Consider the following 16516-nt stretch of genomic DNA (forward strand, 5'->3'; position numbering starts at 1 on the left):
CGTGCGAAGATCGTGCCAGGAGCGGAGGGATTCCGCAGGATCGGTCAGAAGTCGGCGCACGAGCCGAAGGTTCGTCGGCGGAGAGGGGGAACGGGCGCATGCCACCGAAGGATCTGCACGACCTCGACGACTTGGATCCGGTCGACCGGACCCTGGTGCGCCTCCTGCGCGCCGACGCGCGCACGCCCAACAGCCGGCTCGCCGAGCGCGCCGGCATCGCCCCGTCGACCTGCGTCGCACGCGTCCGGGGCCTCGTCGAGCGCGGCGTGATCACCGGCTTCACCGCCGAGCTCGATCCGGCGGCGCTCGGCCTGACCCTGCAGGCGCTGATCAGCGTCAACATCCGCGTCGGCCAGCGCCAGGCGATCACCCGCTTCGCGGAGGAGATCAGCGCGCTGCCCGAGGTGGTGCAGCTGTTCTTCCTCGGCGGCTCCGAGGACTTCATCATCCACGTCGCCGTCCGCGACTCCGACGACGTGCGGGACTTCGTGGTCTCGAACCTCTCGGCGCACCCGGCGGTGGCCTCGACGCGCACGAGCCTGGTGTTCGACCACCACCGCAAGGGCCCGGCGGTCCCCGAGTAGCGCGGGCCGACGCGGGGCCGAGCGGCCGCCCGGCGCGCACCCGTCCCTCCGGGCTAGTGGGCCCCGGGGTTCACGTCGCCGCCCCCGCGCTGCATGAGGCCGGGGATGCGCTTCGCGAGCCCGGGGATCGCCTCGTCCGAGATCGAGATCCGCGTGTCGCGCAGGCGCTGGCGCAGCAGGGTCTCGACGTCCTCCTCCGGTCGCAGCTCGGCGTCGCCGGCGACCTGCAGCAGCACGCCGCGCAGCTTCTCGTCGAGCTGGGCGTCGTCGCTGCCGTGCTGGATCGGGTGGTCCTGGGATGCGTTCGTCATGCCTCCATGCTGGCACCGGCGACCTCGTGCCGAGAGGACTTGCGCCGCGGGAGGATGGTCGCATGCCGTTCACCCGCGCCGAGCTCGCAGCGTTCCAGGACCGCACGGTCGAGGACCTGCTGGGCGACGACGTCCGCCTCCTGTTCGTCGGCATCATCCCGGGACTGTGGACCGCCGCCACCGGCGTGCACTTCGCCCATCCCGGCAACCGCTTCTATCCGGCGCTCGTCGCGGCCGGGATCCTCGAGCGCGCGCCGCGGGTCTCCGAGGGGATGAGCGCCGCCGACCGCGCAGAGCTCGTCTCCCGCGGCGTCGGGATCACCAACCTCGCCGCCCGGGCGACCGCCCGCGCCGACGAACTGAGCGCGGAGGAGCTGCGCGAGGGCGCTCAGCGGCTCGTCGCCACAGTGGGGCGGGTGCGGCCCCGTGCCGTCGCGGTGGTCGGCATCACCGCCTATCGGATCGCGATCGGACGCCGCAGGGCGGTGCAGGGCAGGCAGGAGGAGGACGTCGCGGGCTCCCCGCTCTGGGTGCTGCCGAACCCGAGCGGCCTGAATGCGCACGACACCGTCGCCTCGCTCGGGCGCGCCTACCGCGAGCCGGCGCTCGCGGCGGGGATCGTCTCGTCCGACGAGCTCCTGCACGGGGACGTCGGACCCCGCCCGCAGGAATAGCCGTCGACCTCCGGAGGTTGCAGAAGTCCATGAGTATGCATGAAGTGAAGTTCGGCGTCGACACGTTCGGCGACGTCACCGCCGGCCCCGACGGCGCCCCGCTGCCGCACGGCCAGGTCCTCCGCGACGTGGTCGAGGAGGGGGTGCTCGCCGACCGGGTCGGCATCGACTTCTTCGGGATCGGCGAGCACCACCGCGCCGATTTCGCCGTGAGCGCCCCGGACGTCGTGCTCGCCGCGATCGCGGCCCGCACCGAGCGCATCCACCTCGGCTCCGCCGTGACGGTCCTCTCCTCGGACGACCCCGTCCGGGTCTACCAGCGCTTCGCGACCCTCGACGGGCTCTCCGGCGGGCGGGCCGAGGTCATCCTCGGCCGCGGCTCCTTCACCGAGTCCTTCCCCCTCTTCGGCTACGACCTCGCGCAGTACGAGGTCCTCTTCGAGGAGAAGCTCGACCTCTTCCACGCCCTGATCCAGGGCGGCCCGGTCACCTGGCAGGGCACGACCCGCCCCGCGCTCACCGAGCAGAGCGTCTACCCGACCCTCGACAACGGCACCCTCCGCACCTGGATCGGCGTCGGCGGCAGCCCCGAGTCGGTCGTCCGCGCCGCCCGCTACGGCTTCCCGCTCGTCCTGGCGATCATCGGCGGCTCGCCGGCCCGCTTCCGCCCCTACGTCGATCTCTTCGGCCGCGCGCTCGACCAGCTCGAGCAGCCCCGCCTCCCGGTCGCCGTGCACTCGCCCGGCTTCGTCGCCGACACCGACGAGGAGGCGCGCGAGCTGTACTTCCCGCACCACAAGGCGATGATGGACGCCATCGGCCGCGAGCGCGGCTGGTCCCCGATGACCCGTGAGCGCTTCGAGGAGGAGGCGGGCCCCGACGGCGCCATCCACCTCGGCTCGCCCGAGACGGTCGCTCGGAAGATCGCGCGCACGGTCGAGGCTCTGGGCATCGACCGCTTCGACCTGAAGTACAGCGCCGGCACGCTGCCGCACCCGGCGATCATGCGCAACATCGAGCTCTACGGCACGCAGGTCATCCCGCGGGTGCGCGAGCTGCTCGCGCGCTGACCCCCGCCGGACGCCCGCTCCCCGGCGGGCGTTCGGCGCGTTCCGAGCCGACGCGGTGCGCGCTCCCACCGGGCGCCCGGCCGGCGTCGATACACTCGGAACCCCCCGCCCCGACCCTCCCGGAAGCACATGCCCGACAGCCACGCCGCCCGCACCCCCTACGAGGTGCTGGGCGTCGCCGCCACCGCGTCCGACGACGAGCTCCGCCGGGCGTACCGGCTCCGCCTCCGCGAGACCCATCCGGACACAGGAGGTGACGCAGCGTCGTTCCACGCGGTGCAGCTCGCCTGGGAGCGGATCGGCAGCGCCTCCGCCCGCAGCGACTACGACCGAGGAGCCCCCGCCCCCGGGACGTCGTCCCCGCGGTCGCCGTACACCGGCTCGCCGCGCCCGCAGACCGCCTCGGCCGTGCGCGCCCGCTCCTACGGTCACCCGGGCGGCGCGGCACGCGAGTACTACCTCCGCCTGGTGCGCGAGTGGCTCGGCCGAGGCGTCGAGACCGAGGACCCCTTCGACCCGGCGATCGTCCGTTCCGCTCCCCGTGAGGTGCGCTCCTGGCTCGCGAAGGCCCAGGCCGAGGAGGCGACGGCCGCGCTCGTCGGCGCCCTCGGCATCGCCTACACGATCTGGAACGACGTCGCGGTCGGCGACGGCGGGCTCAAGATCGACCACCTCGTGCTCGGGCCGGCCGGCCTGCTCGCGCTGACCTCCGCCGACTGGGGCGACCCGGTCCGCCTGAAGAAGGGCGAGCTCGAGGGCCCCGGGATCGCCGAGGACGAGAAGCCGATCGCCTCGCTCGCGAAGGCCGCGCGACGTCTCGGCCGAGAGCTGGGCGTCCGCTTCTCGGCGAGCGTCGTGGTCGTGCCGGACGACGCGCTGGAGCAGCCGTTCGAGCAGGTCGAGCGCGGCCGGCACCAGGGTGCCGTCGTCATCCGCCGCTCGCTGCTGCCGCAGCTGCTGCGCTCCGGCACGGACGATCCGCGCCTCGGCGGGTACGGAGAGTCGTTCGAGGTCCGCACCCGGGTGCAGAACCGCATCCGCTTCGTCTGACGCCGCGCTAGCCGCCGCTCGCCACCGGGGCAAGGGGTTAGCGCGCATCCGGTGCCCCGCCCACCATGGACGTGCCCCCCGGGCATCCCACGACGAGCGGAACGAGGACGGACCATGGTGCGATTCGGATACACCCTGATGACCGAGCAGAGCGGACCCAAGCAGCTGGTGGGCTACGCGGTCGACGCCGAGAGGCTCGGCTTCGAGTTCGCGGTCTCGAGCGACCACTACTCGCCGTGGCTGACCGAGCAGGGGCACGCCTCCTACGCCTGGACGCTGCTCGGAGCGGTCGCGCAGGCCACGTCGACCATCGACCTCACGACCTACGTCACCGCGCCGACCATCCGCTACCACCCGGCCGTGGTCGCGCAGAAGGCGGCGACGCTCGCGATCCTCTCGGACGACCGCTTCACGCTCGGCCTCGGCTCGGGCGAGAACCTCAACGAGCACGTCGTCGGCGAGGGCTGGCCCTCGGTCGCCGTGCGCCAGGACATGCTCGAGGAGGCCGTGCACCTCATCCGCGAGCTGCACACCGGCGAGCTGGTGACCTGGGAGGGCGAGTACTTCCGCGTCGACTCCGCCCGCATCTGGGACCTGCCGGACAAGCCGGTCGAGATCGGCCTCGCGGTCTCCGGAGAGAAGTCGATCGCCCGCTTCGCGCCGATCGGCGACCACCTCATCACGACCGAGCCCGACGCCGAGCTGATCTCGCAGTGGACCGCGGTCCGCGGTGCGGACGCCGCCCCCTCGCGCACGATCGGCCAGATCCCGATCTGCTGGGCGCCCGACAAGGAGCAGGGAGTGGCGCTGGCCCACGAGCAGTTCCGCTGGTTCGCCGGCGGCTGGGCGGTCAACTCCGATCTGCCGACCCCCGCCGGCTTCGCCGGAGCGAGCCAGTTCGTGCGCCCGGAGGACGTCGCCGAGCAGATCGCCTGCGGCCCCGACCTCGACGAGCTCGCCCAGAGCTTCGTGCCCTACATCGAGGCGGGCTTCACCGACATCGCCCTCGTCCAGGTCGGCGACGAGCTGCAGCAGCGGTTCCTCGACGAGGCGGCGGAGGGGCTCCTGGAGCGCCTGCGCGCCCTCGCCCCCTGAGGCGCCGCGCCGCAGGCCGTCCGCGGCGTCAGAACCCGCGGAGCCGCTCGATGTCGCGCCGGTCGCGCTTGGTCGGGCGGCCCGCTCCGCGGTCCCGGACGATCACGCCCGGCGCGGACTCCCGGGGAGGCGGCGGGGGCGTCCGGTCCTCCATGCACTCGGCAGCCACCGGCGCACCGACCCGCTTGACCACGAGTCCGCGGACGATCAGCTCCCGGTCGAAGCCGCCGATCCGGGCGCGGACCTCGTCGCCGACCCGCACGGTCTGCGCCGCCTTGGCCCGCTCGCCGTTGACGCGGATGTGGCCGGCCCGGGCCGCGGTCGTCGCGGCGGAGCGCGTCTTGTAGATGCGCACCGCCCAGAGCCACGCGTCCACCCGCACTGCACCGGTCACCGGGATCTGCATCCCCCCAGTCTACGAACGGCGCCCGCTCGCCACCCACCCCGCGGTCCTACACTGGCCGCCGACAAGGAGGTTCCCATGAACCGAGACGACAGCATCTACACCGGAGCGGACGACGCGCTGCGGAGCGGCGACGACCGCATGGTCGCGGCGAACGACAGCTTCGGGGCCGGCGGAACCCGCGGCGACGTCGGCATGAGCACGACGAGCGGCGAGGGCAGCGGGGTCCCCACCCGTGGCGCGCCTCCGCAGAGCGGATCCCCGTCCGAGCTGCGCCCCACCGGCTTCCCGCACGCGGGCCTGGAGTTCTCGCTCGTCCCGTCCGGGCACGAGGAGTGGCGGATCGAGCACCCGGGCGGTCGCACCGTCGGCGTCCTCGCCGTCATCTCGCACGCGGGCGAGGAGTCGGAGGCCGTGTTCGTCACGCGCCGCGTCGGCTCCGAGGACGCCGTGGCCGAGGGCACCGACTGGCGCGGCATCGTGTCGGCCGTCATCAACGACGAGGCGGCGGACGAGCGCGAGCCGGTCCAGCTCGACCCCACGGTCGAGCACGTCCGCGGCGGACTCATCGGCCGCGGCCCCGCGGACGTCGACGGCCTCTCCTGAGCCCTCTCTCCTCCGGGACGCCGTCCGCGCTCGGCGCGGGGCGTCCCGCGGGGGAGGTCCGGAGTCTCAGCGGGCGAGCAGTGCGGCGTTGATCCGGGCAGAGAGGTCGGCGTCGATGCGGCGGTCGGCCCCGTCGACGGCGCGGACGGGAGCGGCGTTGCGTGCGCTCGAGACCAGCCACGCCGCGTCCGCGGCCTCCAGGTCGTCCGCGCGCAGCGGACGCACGGCCGTCCCGAGGCCGAGGCCGGGGGCGAGCGCGAACAGGTCGGCCTGCGTGGTCCCGGGCAGCAGCCCGAAGCTCGGCGGGGGAGTCACGAGCTCGCCGTTCGTCAGCAGCACGAGGTTCGAGGTCGGCCCCTCGAGCAGGTAGCCGTCGCTCGACACGAACAGGGCGTCGTCGGCACCGCGCCGGGCGGCCTCCCGCGCGGCCGCGCGGTTCACGGCGTACGAGAGCGTCTTCGCCCCGGCGAGCAGCCAGGGGGACGTCGTCTGCACGTCCGAGCGCAGCCCGCGGTCCAGGAGCACCGCGCGCACGCCGTCGCGGCGGGCCGGGCCGAAGTCCGGGCTGGTCTGCACGAAGACGACGCCGGTGGGCCGCCCGCCGCCCTCGACGCCGCGGGTCAGGATCGTCTTCACCATCGCCTCGGCGACGCGCGGGTGCGCGGCCACCGCCGCTCCGATCGCCTCGAGCCAGGCGGCCCGGTCCGGCCGGGGCAGGTCGAGCATCCGGGCCGAGCGCTCGAAGCGGTCCAGGTGCGCGTCGAGCGCCTGCAGCCGTCCGTCGACCAGGTTGATCGTCTCGAACACGCCGTCGCCACGCGTGAAGCCGAGGTCGGTGACGTCCAGATCGCCGCGCCCGCTCGGATCGATGCGGTGCGCGGCTCCTCCCGGCGAGTGCGCCTCCGCGTCGAGAGAGGGTCGGTCGAGGACGACGAGGGTCTCAGCGGGCATGGGCGGTGCGGTCCTTCCGGGAGCGGCGGCGGGGGGAGAAGCGGAGCAGCGCGACCGTCAGCAGCGCGCCGATCCCGGAGCCGCTGCCGTTCGAGACCAGGTCCTGCAGGTCGGAGACGCGGGTCGGCAGCCACAGCAGCTGCGCGGTCTCGACGGCCGCCGAGACCCCGAGGCCGATGGCGGCGGCCCACAGGCGGCGCCCCGGCGGCAGCTGCGCGGCGACCAGCGCACCGAGCGGCACGAAGAGCAGCACGTTCGCGGTGAACTCCGCCACGTCGAAGTCGAACCAGCCGGTGAGCGGCGTGGAGGCGAGGAAGGCGATGATCCCGCGGATCAGCGCGTTCGGCTCCCCGGCCGGGTAGGGCGCGGGCGTCAGCGTGATCAGGGCGATCAGCGCGAGCCAGGCGAGCGTCGCGAGGCGGAGGGGTCTCGAGCGGCGCATCGTCCGATTCTGCCAGCCCGTCGGAGTCGGGTGCGGCGGGCGCGGTGTGGGAGGCTGGAGGGCATGACCAGCGAGGACCCCGGCGCGGACGCCGTGCTCCCGCGCCACCCCTTCGACGCGTCGCTCGGCGACGGCTGGGTCGAGATCGGCGACGGACGCCGCTTCTGGGGGCGCTTCGGCGCCGCCGGCCTCCTCCTGCGCGATCCGTCGGGACGCGTCCTGCTCCAGCACCGCGTGAGCTGGAGCCACTTCGGGGACACCTGGGGGCTGCCCGGCGGGGCCCGTCACCCCGAGGAGACGGCCTTCGAGGCGGCCCTCCGGGAGTCGGAGGAGGAGGCGGGCGTCCCCGCCGACCTGATACTGCCCGTGCTCTCCAGCGTCGTCGTGATCGGCCCGTGGAGCTACTCCACCGTCCTGGCCGACTCCCGCGAGCACTTCACTCCCCGCATCAGCGACGCCGAGAGCACCGAGCTGCGCTGGGTCGCCCCGGACGACGTCGACTCCCTGCCGCTGCACCCGGGCTTCGGGGCGGCCTGGCCGGGTCTGCGCGTGCTCGGCTCCTCGATCCCGGTGCTCGTCGTGGACGCCGCCAACGTGGTCGGCTCCCGCCCCGACGGCTGGTGGCGCGACCGCGCCGGCGCCGCGGAGCGCCTCCTCGCGTCCCTGGCCCGCCTCGCGGGGGCCGGCGTCCCCGGCCGTCTCCTGGGGATCGACGCCGACACGGTCTGGCCCCGCATCGCCGTGGTGCTCGAGGGAGCGGCGCGCGCCGCCCGTCCGGAGGCCGGTGCTCCCGCATCGCGGTTGACGGTCCAGGCGGCCGACGGCTCGGGCGACGACGCGGTCGTCGACCTGGTCGGAGCGCTCGAGACCGCGGTCGTCGTGACGGCCGACCGGGGACTGGCCGCCCGCGTCGAGGCGCTCGGGGCCGCCGTGGTCGGTCCGCGCTCGCTGCTCGACCTCCTCGATCCCGCCCGGGAATAGGCCGCGGGGGCACCCGGTTGCATCCCCCATGGCTACGACTGCGATGACCCTCGACTCCCACGACCAGACGATCGCCGACGGCATCGTCCTCATCGACTTCTGGGCCGACTGGTGCGGCCCGTGCAAGCAGTTCGCTCCGGTCTTCGAGGCCACGAGCGAGAAGAACGCCGACATCACCTTCGCGAAGGTCGACACGGAGGACCAGCAGCAGCTCGCCGCGAGCTACGGCATCTCCTCCATCCCCACCCTCGTGGTGTACCGCGACGGCGTCCCGCTGATGGCTCAGCCCGGCGCCCTGCCCGCCCCCGCGCTCGACAACCTGATCGAGCAGGTCCGCGGCCTCGACATGGTCGAGGTGCGCCGCCAGTACGAGGAGGCGAAGGCCGCTCAGGAGGCCGGCGCCGCCCCGCAGGCCTGATCCGCCCGGCGCCTCGACCCGCTCCGCAGGCGGGAGGCGCCCGCAGACGCACGAGAACCCCCGGCAGCCGTGAGGCCGCCGGGGGTTCCGTCGTTCCGGGGCGGGATCAGCCGGTGTTCTGCAGCCCCGCCGCGACTCCGTTGACCGCGAGCAGGAGCAGCCGCTGGTTCTGCTCCGTCCCGGATCCGCCCGGGTCGGTGCGGAGCGCCTTCAGCGCGCGCAGCTGCAGGAGCGAGAGCGCGTTGACGTACGGGGTGCGCAGGCGCACCGCCCGGCCGAGCACGCGATGGCCGGTGAGCAGGCTCTCCTCGCCGGTGATCGAGAGCACCCACCGGCGGGTGAGCGCCATCTCGTCGAGCACGAGTCCGGCGAGGTCGTCGCGGGAGTCGAGGGCGAGGTAGCGGCGGGCGATGCCCTCGTCGGTCTTCGCGAGCGACATCTCGACGTTGTCGACCATCGTCGTGAACAGCGGCCAGGAGGCGTACGCCTCGCGGAGCAGGTCCAGGTCGCCGACGGCCTCGAGCGCGCTGCCGAGGCCGAACCAGCCGGTCAGGTTGACGCGCGCCTGGGTCCAGGCGAAGACCCACGGGATCGCGCGCAGGTCCTCGAGCGACTCGACGGACAGGCCGCGGCGGGCCGGACGCGAGCCGAGGGCGAGCAGGCCCACCTCCTCCTGCGGGGTGACCCGGGCGAACCACGGTGCGAAGCCGTCGGCCTTCACGAGCTCGAAGAAGCGGCGGCGCGACTCGCGGTCCATCGTCGCCGCCACCTCGGCGAAGCGCTCCGCGGCGCCGGCGTTGCGCTCGCCGACCGCGGGCGAGGAGGCGAGCAGCGTCGCTCCCGCCACCTGCTCGATGTGCCGCGTGGCGATGTCCGGGTTGCCGTAGCGGGCGAAGATGACCTCGCCCTGCTCCGTCAGCTTGAAGCGGCCGTCCACCGACCCGGGCGGCTGCGCGAGGACGGCGCGGTTGGCCGGCCCGCCGCCGCGGCCGAGCGCTCCGCCGCGGCCGTGGAACAGCGTGAGCACGATGCCCTCATCGGCCGCCCACTGCGCGATGCGCGCCTGCGCGTCGTAGAGCGCGAGCGTCGCCGAGACCGGCCCGACGTCCTTCGACGAGTCGGAGTAGCCGAGCATCACCTCGAGGCGGTTGCCGGTGGCCGCGAGGCGCGCCTGCACCTGGGGGAGGCGGATCATCTCGGCGAGGATGTCGGTCGAGGCGTCGAGGTCGGCGAAGGTCTCGAAGAGCGGGACCGCGTCGATGATCGGCGGCACGCCGTCGGTCGCCGCCTCCGCCAGCTCGAAGACCGTCCTCAGGTCGTCGGCCGACTGCGTGAAGGAGACGATGTAGCGCCTCGCCGCGTCGGTGCCGAAGCGCTCCTGGACCTTCGCGATCGCGCGGAACACCGACAGGACCTCGAGGCCGCGCTCGTCGAGCTCCTCGCCGGCGCGGATCGCCGCGATCGTCTCGCGGTGCACCTTCGAGTGCTGGCGCACCTCGATCTCGGCGAGGTGGAAGCCGAACGTCTCGAGCTGCCAGACGAAGTCCTGGAGGTCGCCGTACGCGGCGCGGACGTCCTCGGCTTCGACCAGCGACTCCTGCAGGGTGCGCAGCTCGGCCAGCAGCTCACCCGCGGCGGAGTAGGCCAGCGGTCCCGCGGTCCGCGTGGCGGCCAGGCGCTCGGCCGCGAACAGCAGGACGCGGCGGTGAGCCTCGTTGGGCGAGCGCTCGGCGATGTCGGCGGCGAGCTCGGGAGCGCGCTCGACGCAGGAGGCCCAGAGCGCCTCGACGGCTGCCGACGGGGGAGTGGTCGACGCGTCGAGGGTCAGCGCGCGGCCCACGCGGCGGGCGACGCGCTCCAGGCCCATGAGGACGTGCTCGGAGGCGATGTCCACCGCCGCGAGGGTGGTCTCGGCGGTGACGAAGGGGTTGCCGTCGCGGTCGCCGCCGATCCAGGTGCCGAGGCGGACGAAGGCCGGTGCGACCGGTGCCCGGGTGCCCGAGCCCTCGCCGAGCAGGGCGTCGTCGAGGCGGCGGTAGACGCGGGGGAGCACCGAGAACAGCGACTCGTCGAAGACGCTCATCGCCGTGCGCACCTCGTCGAGAGGGGTGGGCTTGGACTCGCGCAGCGGAGCGGTGCGCCACAGAGTGTCGACCTCGGCCAGCAGCCGGCGGCGGATCTCCACGAGCACGACGCCGCCCATGCGCGGGTCGTCGCGCTGCTCGAGCAGGTCGCTGATGCGGCGGATGGTCGAGGCCACGGCGCGGCGGCGGGCCTCGGTCGGGTGCGCCGTCAGGACCGGGCGGAACTCCAGTCGGGACAGGCGCGCGAACGCCTCGTCCTCCCCGAGCTCCCCGGTCAGCCGGCGCATCGAGGCGAGGATCGAGTCCTCGGGCGACTGCGCACCGGCGTCGGCCTCACGGCGGCGCAGCACGCGGACGCGGTGGAACTCCTCCGCCACGTTCACGAGGTGGAAGTAGCAGGTGAAGGCCCGGGCGACCTCCTCGGCGCGCTCGAGCGTGAGCGAGGCGACGAACTCCTCCGCCTCCGCGGTCCCGGCCGCGTCGCCGCTGTCGTAGGCGCTGATCGTGAGCGCGCGCAGGCGCTCCACGTCCTCGTAGAGGGAGGGCTCGCCCGACTCGCGGAGGACCTGACCGAGCAGCTCGCCCAGCAGATGGACGTCGGCGCGGATCCTCTCGTCGAGCGGAGGCGCGGTCGTCCCGTCGGCGGAGGAGGGAGCGGTGGCGGAGGCGGGTGCTGCAGGCGCGGCGGACGCGTCGGAGAACGGAGGCACGGGAGAGACCTTAGCGGCGGTGCGTATCGAGCACATGACGCCTGCGTCACGATCCGAACTGGAATGATCGAGGGGTGACCGTGACAACCGCACCCCCCGCTCCCGCCGTCCAGACCGAGCAGGCGGCACCTCATGTCGTCGTGCTGTTCGGCGCGGTCGGCGATCTGGCCCGGCGGAAGCTCATCCCGGGGATGGCCCACCTCGCGCTCTCGTCCCTCGCGCCGGACCTGCAGATCGTCGGCACCTCGCTCGAGGAGCACGACGACGCCTCGTTCCGCGCGTTCGCGAAGCTGGCCTACGACGAGTTCGGGAGCCGCTCCCTGACGCCGGCGCAGTGGGACGAGTTCGCGTCCAAGCTCCGCTACGTCCCTCAGTCCGCCGGACCGGCCGCGCTGGCCGCCGCCGTGACCGACGCCGAGGCGGTCCTCGGTCCGGACGTGAGCCGGCTGCACTACCTCAGCGTCCCGCCCAGGGCCGCGCTCTCGGTCGTGCGGATGCTCGCCGAGGCCGGGCTGGTCGAGCGATCGCGCATCATCATGGAGAAGCCGTTCGGCGTCGACCTCGAAAGCGCTGTCGTCCTCAACGCGGAGCTCCACGAGACCTTCAGCGAGGAGCAGATCTTCCGGATCGACCACTTCCTCGGCAAGGAGCCGGCGCAGAACATCCTCGCCTTCCGCTTCGCGAACGGCCTCTTCGAGCCGATCTGGAACCGCAACTTCATCGATCACGTCCAGATCGACATCCCCGAGCGCCTCACGCTCGACCGCCGAGCGGAGTTCTACGAGTCCACCGGTGCGTACAAGGACATGGTCGTCACCCACCTCTTCCAGGTGCTGGCGTTCATGGCGATGGAGCCGCCCACCGCGCTGGAGCCCCAGGCCATCAGCGAGGAGAAGAACAAGGTCTTCCGCTCGATGCGCCCGCTGAACCCCGAGAACGTGGTGCGAGGCCAGTACATCGGCTACCGCGACGAGCCGGGCGTCGCCGCCGACTCCGAGACCGACACCTTCGTCGCACTGAAGTGCGAGATCGACAATTGGCGCTGGGCCGGAGTGCCGTTCTACCTCCGCACAGGCAAGCGGATGGCCGAGGGCCAGCGCATCATCTCGATCGCCTTCCGCGAGCCGCCGAAGAGCATGTTCCCGCAGGGCTCCGGAGTCGGCGCACACGGCCCGGACCACCTCACCTTCGACCTGGCGGACGCCTCGAAGGTCTCGCTCTCGTTCTACGGCAAGCGCCCCGGTCCCGGTATGCGGCTCGACAAGCTGAGCATGCAGTTCGCGCTCCAGGAGACCGATCGCGCAGGCGACGCGCTCGAGGCCTACGAGCGCCTGATCCTCGACGCGATGCGCGGGGACCACACGCTGTTCACCACGGCGGAGGGCATCGAGCGGCTCTGGGAGGTCTCCGCGCCCCTCCTGCAGGATCCGCCGCCCGTCCGTCTCTATGCGCCCGGCTCCTGGGGGCCGAACGCGATCCACCAGCTGATCGCGCCGCACGCCTGGCGCCTTCCGTTCGAGCGGGTCTGGCGCGACAAGCGCTGACCGGGCCGCCGTGCGCCCCGCCTAGGCTGGGCGCATGGCGCGCACCGGTGAGGACCGGATCTGGACGGTCCCGAACGTCCTCAGCATGGTGCGCCTGGCCCTGGTGCCGGTGTTCCTCGTGCTCGTGGTCCTCGGCGAGGACGCGCTCGCACTCCTGACCCTCGTCGTCTCGAGCCTCACCGACTACCTCGACGGCTGGATCGCGCGCCGCTTCGACCAGATGACGCGCCTCGGCCGCGTCCTCGATCCGGCCGCCGACCGCCTCTACATCTTCGCCACCGTCCTGGGCCTCGCGGCCCGCGGCCTGGTGCCCTGGTGGCTGGTCGCCGTGCTGCTGGCCCGCGACCTCGTGCTCGTGGTCCTGGCGGTCGTCCTGGCGAACAACGGCTACGGACCGCTTCCCGTGCACCACCTGGGCAAATTCGCGACCTTCTGCCTCTTCTACGCCCTCCCGCTGATCATGCTGGGGCAGGCGTTCCCGGCCCTCGCGCCCGCCTCCCTCCCCATCGCCTGGGCCTTCGCGCTGTGGGGCGCGTTCCTCTACTGGTGGGCCGGGATCGTCTACGCCGTCCAGACGCGGGACCTCGTCCTGGGGGTCCGCACAGGTGCTCAGGGGTCCGACGAGGGTCACGATTCGGATACGCTGACCTGACAGGAGGTACGTCTTGGTCGAGCCCGTCGGTGGAGCATCATCCGCCCAGCACAATTCCGTTCCCGGTGAGCCGTCGACGGAGACGACTCTGACGTTCACCGACGACATCGGCGCCCAGCTCGCCGCGCTCGACAACCGCGCGTCCCGCGAGGAGGCCGAGGCCGTCGGCGCACTGCCCTCCGGCTCCGCGCTGCTGGTCGTGCGCCGCGGACCGAACACCGGCGCCCGCTTCCTCCTCGACACCGACTCCACGACGGTCGGCCGCCACCCCGACGCGGGCATCTTCCTCGACGACGTCACGGTCTCGCGTCGGCACGCCGAGTTCGTCCGCCGCGGCACGGCGTTCGAGGTCCACGACCTCGGCTCGCTGAACGGCACCTACTTCGACGGGGTCCGGATCGAGTCCGCGATCCTCACCGACGGCTCCGAGGTGCAGGTCGGCAAGTTCCGTCTCACCTTCTACGCGTCCCGCGCCGACCTCGTCGCCGCTCCGGACGCGTGAGCCGTGGGCCGCTCCTCCGCGCGCGCCCTCCCCACCGGCTCCGCCGCTCTGCTGAGCATCGGGCAGGTGCTGGCCAGGCTGACCACTGAATTCCCGGACGTGACCCCGTCCAAGCTGCGCTTCCTCGAGGAGCAGGGGCTCGTCTCGCCGGCCCGCACCGACTCCGGCTACCGCAAGTTCTCGGGCTCCGACGTCGAGCGGCTCCGGATGATCCTCGCGCTGCAGCGCGACCACTACCTCCCCCTCAAGGTCATCCGCGGGTACCTCGACGACATCGACGCCGGACGCGAGCCCGCCCTGCCGGCCGGCGTCGGGGGTCCGAGCGCCTCGCTCCTCGGCCCCGCCACGCGGTTGACCCGCGAGGGCCTCGCGGCCGAGTCCGGTGCGACGCCCGCTCTCGTCCAGGAGGCCATCGCCGCCGGGCTCGTGCGGGGCGGTGACGTGTTCGGAGACGAGGCCGTGACGACGCTCAGGGCGCTCGTCGAGCTGGGGCGGTCGGGCATCGAGCCCCGCCACCTCCGACCGCTCCGCGTCGCGGTCGAGCGCGAGATGTCGCTCATCGAGAGCGTCGTCGCCTCCAGCGCCCGCCGCGGAGAGGCCTCGGGATCCGCCGGAGCCGCCGAGAACGCAGTGGGCCTCGCGACCCAGCTGGGCACCATCCGCGGGGCGATGGTCCGCAGCGCCCTGTCGCGGATCGCCCGCTCGTGAGGGCCGCACCGCCGGCGGACGGCCGGCCGGGGCGACACGCCGCGGCGCCGAGGCCGATGTCGTTTACTCGGCCTGCGCCGGTCGGTACGGTAGGGAGCGCGTTCGGAGGATCCGGCGTCCGGATCCGAGAGGCACAGGGATGAGAGAAGTCAGCCGCGACGTCAGCGGCCAGCGCGACCTCGTCCTGTTCACCGACGGACTGCCCGAGCTCGACGCCGACGCGGGCTACCGCGGGGCCGTCGCGGCCCGCGCCGCGGGGATCACCTACCGGCAGCTCGACTACTGGGCGCGGACCGAGCTCGTCGAGCCGACCGTGCGCGGCGCGTCCGGCTCCGGCACGCAGCGCCTCTACGGCTTCCGCGACATCCTCGTGCTGAAGCTGGTCAAGCGCCTCCTCGACACCGGGATCTCGCTCCAGCAGATCCGCACGGCGGTCAACCAGCTCCGCGAGTCAGGGGTCGACGACCTCGCGCAGACGACGCTGATGAGCGACGGCGCGAGCGTCTACCTCTGCACCTCGAACGACGAGGTCATCGACCTGCTCAGCCGCGGCCAGGGCGTCTTCGGCATCGCCGTCGGCAAGGTCCTCCGCGAGGTCGAGTCGAGCCTCGTCGAGCTCGACCACCAGTCGGTCGACCCGGGCGACGAGCTCGCCCAGCGGCGCGCCTCCCGCCGCGTCGGCTGACCGCCGGCGTCTCACGACTCAGCAGCGTCCCCGGGGACTCCCGTGTCTCCTCCGCTCGCTCAGCCGATCAGGAGCGGGCGCCGCACGACTGTCGAGTTTCCACGCCGGGCAGACACGCCGAGCGTCCGCCGACACCGCTCCCGTCACGGCTCGACCAGCGGGCACCGCCCGCGTCTCGAGACCCTGAGCCGGATGCGTCCGGCGGACCCGCGCCCCTAGGTCGCGGCGGGGACCTGCTCGCCGATACGACCGGTGCGGATGACGCGGTCGAGCAGCAGGTCGAAGTTGTGCGCCATCTCCTGAGCGCTCTCTCCGGGCCAGACGTGGACGGGCTTCGCCGCGCCCTGCGCCTGCTGGAGAGACGTGCGCTCCGGGAGCTGCGGGCTGAGGACGAGCGGCCCGAACATGTCACGCAGCTCCTTGATCCGGAACTGGTGCTCCAGCGACTGGACGCGGGCCCGGTTGACGATGATGCCCAGCGGCTGGAGGCGCGGGCTGAGTCCGCGGCGGATCTCCTCGATCGCCCGGAGCGCCCTGTCGGCGGCGGCCACCGAGAACAGGCCCGGCTCCGTGACGACGGCGACGCGGTCGCTCGCGGCCCACGCCGTGCGCGTGAGGGCGTTGAGCGAGGGGGCGCAGTCGATCAGCACGAGGTCGTAGTCGGCCTCGACGCTCGCGAGGGCCTCCTCGAGCTTCCAGATGTCGCGGATGCTGGGGTGCGGCCCGTCGAAGTTGATCGCGGAGGGGCTGCCGATCAGCACGTCGATCGTGCCGTGGTGCTCCTTGGTCCAGCCGGAGGGGGCGATCGCCGAGCGGACGATCTTCTCCTTCGGCGACGTCAGGACGTCGGCGATGTTGAGGTGGCCGGCGACGTTGATGTCCATTCCGGTCGACACGTCGGACTGAGGGTCGAGGTCGACGACCAGCGTTCGCAGGCCCTTCGAGAACGCCGCGGATGCAAGGCCGAGCGTCACCGTGGTCTTGCCGACGCCGCCCTTGAGGGAGCTCACGCTGAGTACATGCATGGCTGACTACTTTACGTTCCT

At 73.1% G+C, this 16516-nt stretch carries 19 protein-coding genes; 13 read left to right on the forward strand and 6 right to left on the reverse strand.

The features are described 5' to 3' along the window. Positions 1 to 98 precede the first annotated feature (98 nt). Positions 99 to 584: an Lrp/AsnC family transcriptional regulator gene (locus C5D44_RS06835; RefSeq protein ID WP_104276469.1), complete on the forward strand. Its 486-nt coding sequence runs from the start codon at positions 99 to 101 to the stop codon at positions 582 to 584. A 53-nt stretch (positions 585 to 637) separates the two neighbouring features. Here C5D44_RS06835 and C5D44_RS06840 read toward each other — a convergent pair whose 3' ends face one another. Next, on the reverse strand, positions 638 to 895 hold the full coding sequence (locus C5D44_RS06840; RefSeq protein ID WP_104222561.1) for a hypothetical protein: 258 nt from the start codon (positions 893 to 895) through the stop codon (positions 638 to 640). A 62-nt stretch (positions 896 to 957) separates the two neighbouring features. Here C5D44_RS06840 and C5D44_RS06845 point away from each other — a divergent pair, with 62 nt between their 5' ends. The 4 genes from C5D44_RS06845 (at position 958) to C5D44_RS06860 (ending at position 4784) form a co-directional block, all read left to right on the forward strand. Next, positions 958 to 1569 carry a mismatch-specific DNA-glycosylase gene (locus C5D44_RS06845; RefSeq protein ID WP_104281219.1) on the forward strand — a complete coding sequence of 204 codons (612 nt, stop codon included), beginning with the start codon at positions 958 to 960 and terminating at the stop codon, positions 1567 to 1569. Between the two features lie 35 nt (positions 1570 to 1604). Next, positions 1605 to 2639 (forward strand): LLM class flavin-dependent oxidoreductase, encoded by a 1035-nt coding sequence (locus C5D44_RS06850; protein WP_104281220.1) that lies wholly within the window; start codon positions 1605 to 1607, stop codon positions 2637 to 2639. Between the two features lie 129 nt (positions 2640 to 2768). Next, entirely contained in the window at positions 2769 to 3689 is a 921-nt protein-coding gene (locus tag C5D44_RS06855; protein WP_104281221.1) for a J domain-containing protein, read from the forward strand. A gap of 114 nt (positions 3690 to 3803) precedes the next feature. Then, positions 3804 to 4784: a TIGR03557 family F420-dependent LLM class oxidoreductase gene (locus C5D44_RS06860; RefSeq protein WP_104247153.1), complete on the forward strand. Its 981-nt coding sequence runs from the start codon at positions 3804 to 3806 to the stop codon at positions 4782 to 4784. Positions 4785 to 4812: 28 nt separating this feature from the next. Here C5D44_RS06860 and C5D44_RS06865 read toward each other — a convergent pair whose 3' ends face one another. Further along, positions 4813 to 5190 (reverse strand): RNA-binding S4 domain-containing protein, encoded by a 378-nt coding sequence (locus C5D44_RS06865; RefSeq protein WP_181027140.1) that lies wholly within the window; start codon positions 5188 to 5190, stop codon positions 4813 to 4815. Positions 5191 to 5265: 75 nt separating this feature from the next. Here C5D44_RS06865 and C5D44_RS06870 point away from each other — a divergent pair, with 75 nt between their 5' ends. After that, entirely contained in the window at positions 5266 to 5793 is a 528-nt protein-coding gene (locus C5D44_RS06870; protein ID WP_104281222.1) for a hypothetical protein, read from the forward strand. Between the two features lie 66 nt (positions 5794 to 5859). Here the strand turns inward: C5D44_RS06870 and C5D44_RS06875 are convergent, their stop codons facing one another. Together C5D44_RS06875 and C5D44_RS06880 are read right to left on the reverse strand one after the other, a co-directional pair. Continuing rightward, positions 5860 to 6744: an aminotransferase class IV gene (locus C5D44_RS06875; RefSeq protein ID WP_104281223.1), complete on the reverse strand. Its 885-nt coding sequence runs from the start codon at positions 6742 to 6744 to the stop codon at positions 5860 to 5862. Then, the gene (locus C5D44_RS06880) at positions 6734 to 7186 is read right to left on the reverse strand and encodes a VanZ family protein (protein WP_104281224.1); all 453 of its coding nucleotides are present in this window, start codon (positions 7184 to 7186) and stop codon (positions 6734 to 6736) included. Before C5D44_RS06880 ends, C5D44_RS06875 begins: the two co-directional genes overlap by 11 nt. A gap of 63 nt (positions 7187 to 7249) precedes the next feature. Between C5D44_RS06880 and C5D44_RS06885 the strand changes: the two genes are divergently transcribed. Beyond that, positions 7250 to 8167, forward strand: coding sequence for an NUDIX domain-containing protein (locus tag C5D44_RS06885; protein ID WP_104281225.1), 918 nt, complete (start codon positions 7250 to 7252; stop codon positions 8165 to 8167). 28 nt (positions 8168 to 8195) lie between these two features. Continuing rightward, the gene (trxA, locus tag C5D44_RS06890) at positions 8196 to 8585 is read left to right on the forward strand and encodes a thioredoxin (protein WP_104281226.1); all 390 of its coding nucleotides are present in this window, start codon (positions 8196 to 8198) and stop codon (positions 8583 to 8585) included. Positions 8586 to 8691: 106 nt separating this feature from the next. On the opposite strand, the gene C5D44_RS06895 is transcribed toward trxA, so the two are convergent. Then, the gene (locus C5D44_RS06895; RefSeq protein ID WP_374953935.1) at positions 8692 to 11379 is read right to left on the reverse strand and encodes a phosphoenolpyruvate carboxylase; all 2688 of its coding nucleotides are present in this window, start codon (positions 11377 to 11379) and stop codon (positions 8692 to 8694) included. Positions 11380 to 11459: 80 nt separating this feature from the next. Between C5D44_RS06895 and zwf the strand changes: the two genes are divergently transcribed. The 5 genes from zwf to C5D44_RS06920 all read left to right on the forward strand — a co-directional run bounded on the left by zwf (position 11460) and on the right by C5D44_RS06920 (position 15470). Next, positions 11460 to 12923: a glucose-6-phosphate dehydrogenase gene (gene zwf, locus C5D44_RS06900; protein WP_104225448.1), complete on the forward strand. Its 1464-nt coding sequence runs from the start codon at positions 11460 to 11462 to the stop codon at positions 12921 to 12923. Positions 12924 to 12957: 34 nt separating this feature from the next. Next, a complete protein-coding gene (locus tag C5D44_RS06905) occupies positions 12958 to 13575 on the forward strand; it encodes a CDP-alcohol phosphatidyltransferase family protein (RefSeq protein WP_104276459.1) in 618 nt (205 codons plus the stop codon). A 13-nt stretch (positions 13576 to 13588) separates the two neighbouring features. Next, complete coding sequence (locus C5D44_RS06910) at positions 13589 to 14077, forward strand: FHA domain-containing protein (RefSeq protein ID WP_104222573.1); 489 nt, start codon at positions 13589 to 13591, stop codon at positions 14075 to 14077. A 3-nt stretch (positions 14078 to 14080) separates the two neighbouring features. Beyond that, complete coding sequence (locus C5D44_RS06915; RefSeq protein ID WP_104276458.1) at positions 14081 to 14785, forward strand: MerR family transcriptional regulator; 705 nt, start codon at positions 14081 to 14083, stop codon at positions 14783 to 14785. Between the two features lie 139 nt (positions 14786 to 14924). Continuing rightward, positions 14925 to 15470, forward strand: coding sequence for a MerR family transcriptional regulator (locus tag C5D44_RS06920; RefSeq protein WP_104222575.1), 546 nt, complete (start codon positions 14925 to 14927; stop codon positions 15468 to 15470). Positions 15471 to 15685: 215 nt separating this feature from the next. Here the strand turns inward: C5D44_RS06920 and C5D44_RS06925 are convergent, their stop codons facing one another. Beyond that, positions 15686 to 16495, reverse strand: coding sequence for a ParA family protein (locus C5D44_RS06925; protein WP_104222576.1), 810 nt, complete (start codon positions 16493 to 16495; stop codon positions 15686 to 15688). Positions 16496 to 16516 lie beyond the last annotated feature (21 nt).

This window comes from Rathayibacter sp. AY1B5, from assembly GCF_002932795.1.
Lineage (GTDB): Bacteria > Actinomycetota > Actinomycetes > Actinomycetales > Microbacteriaceae > Rathayibacter.

Bases quoted from the DNA above. Each gene is read 5' to 3' on its own strand.
- C5D44_RS06850 (WP_104281220.1), top strand. From the start codon at position 1,605: ATGCATGAAGTGAAGTTCGGCGTCGACACGTTCGGCGACGTCACCGCC.
- C5D44_RS06855 (WP_104281221.1), top strand. From the start codon at position 2,769: ATGCCCGACAGCCACGCCGCCCGCACCCCCTACGAGGTGCTGGGCGTC.
- C5D44_RS06845 (WP_104281219.1), top strand. From the start codon at position 958: ATGCCGTTCACCCGCGCCGAGCTCGCAGCGTTCCAGGACCGCACGGTC.
- C5D44_RS06880 (WP_104281224.1), bottom strand. From the start codon at position 7,186: ATGCGCCGCTCGAGACCCCTCCGCCTCGCGACGCTCGCCTGGCTCGCG.
- C5D44_RS06840 (WP_104222561.1), bottom strand. From the start codon at position 895: ATGACGAACGCATCCCAGGACCACCCGATCCAGCACGGCAGCGACGAC.
- C5D44_RS06860 (WP_104247153.1), top strand. From the start codon at position 3,804: ATGGTGCGATTCGGATACACCCTGATGACCGAGCAGAGCGGACCCAAG.
- C5D44_RS06870 (WP_104281222.1), top strand. From the start codon at position 5,266: ATGAACCGAGACGACAGCATCTACACCGGAGCGGACGACGCGCTGCGG.
- C5D44_RS06920 (WP_104222575.1), top strand. From the start codon at position 14,925: ATGAGAGAAGTCAGCCGCGACGTCAGCGGCCAGCGCGACCTCGTCCTG.
- trxA (WP_104281226.1), top strand. From the start codon at position 8,196: ATGGCTACGACTGCGATGACCCTCGACTCCCACGACCAGACGATCGCC.
- C5D44_RS06835 (WP_104276469.1), top strand. From the start codon at position 99: ATGCCACCGAAGGATCTGCACGACCTCGACGACTTGGATCCGGTCGAC.
- C5D44_RS06885 (WP_104281225.1), top strand. From the start codon at position 7,250: ATGACCAGCGAGGACCCCGGCGCGGACGCCGTGCTCCCGCGCCACCCC.
- C5D44_RS06905 (WP_104276459.1), top strand. From the start codon at position 12,958: ATGGCGCGCACCGGTGAGGACCGGATCTGGACGGTCCCGAACGTCCTC.
- C5D44_RS06875 (WP_104281223.1), bottom strand. From the start codon at position 6,744: ATGCCCGCTGAGACCCTCGTCGTCCTCGACCGACCCTCTCTCGACGCG.
- C5D44_RS06925 (WP_104222576.1), bottom strand. From the start codon at position 16,495: ATGCATGTACTCAGCGTGAGCTCCCTCAAGGGCGGCGTCGGCAAGACC.
- C5D44_RS06865 (WP_181027140.1), bottom strand. From the start codon at position 5,190: ATGCAGATCCCGGTGACCGGTGCAGTGCGGGTGGACGCGTGGCTCTGG.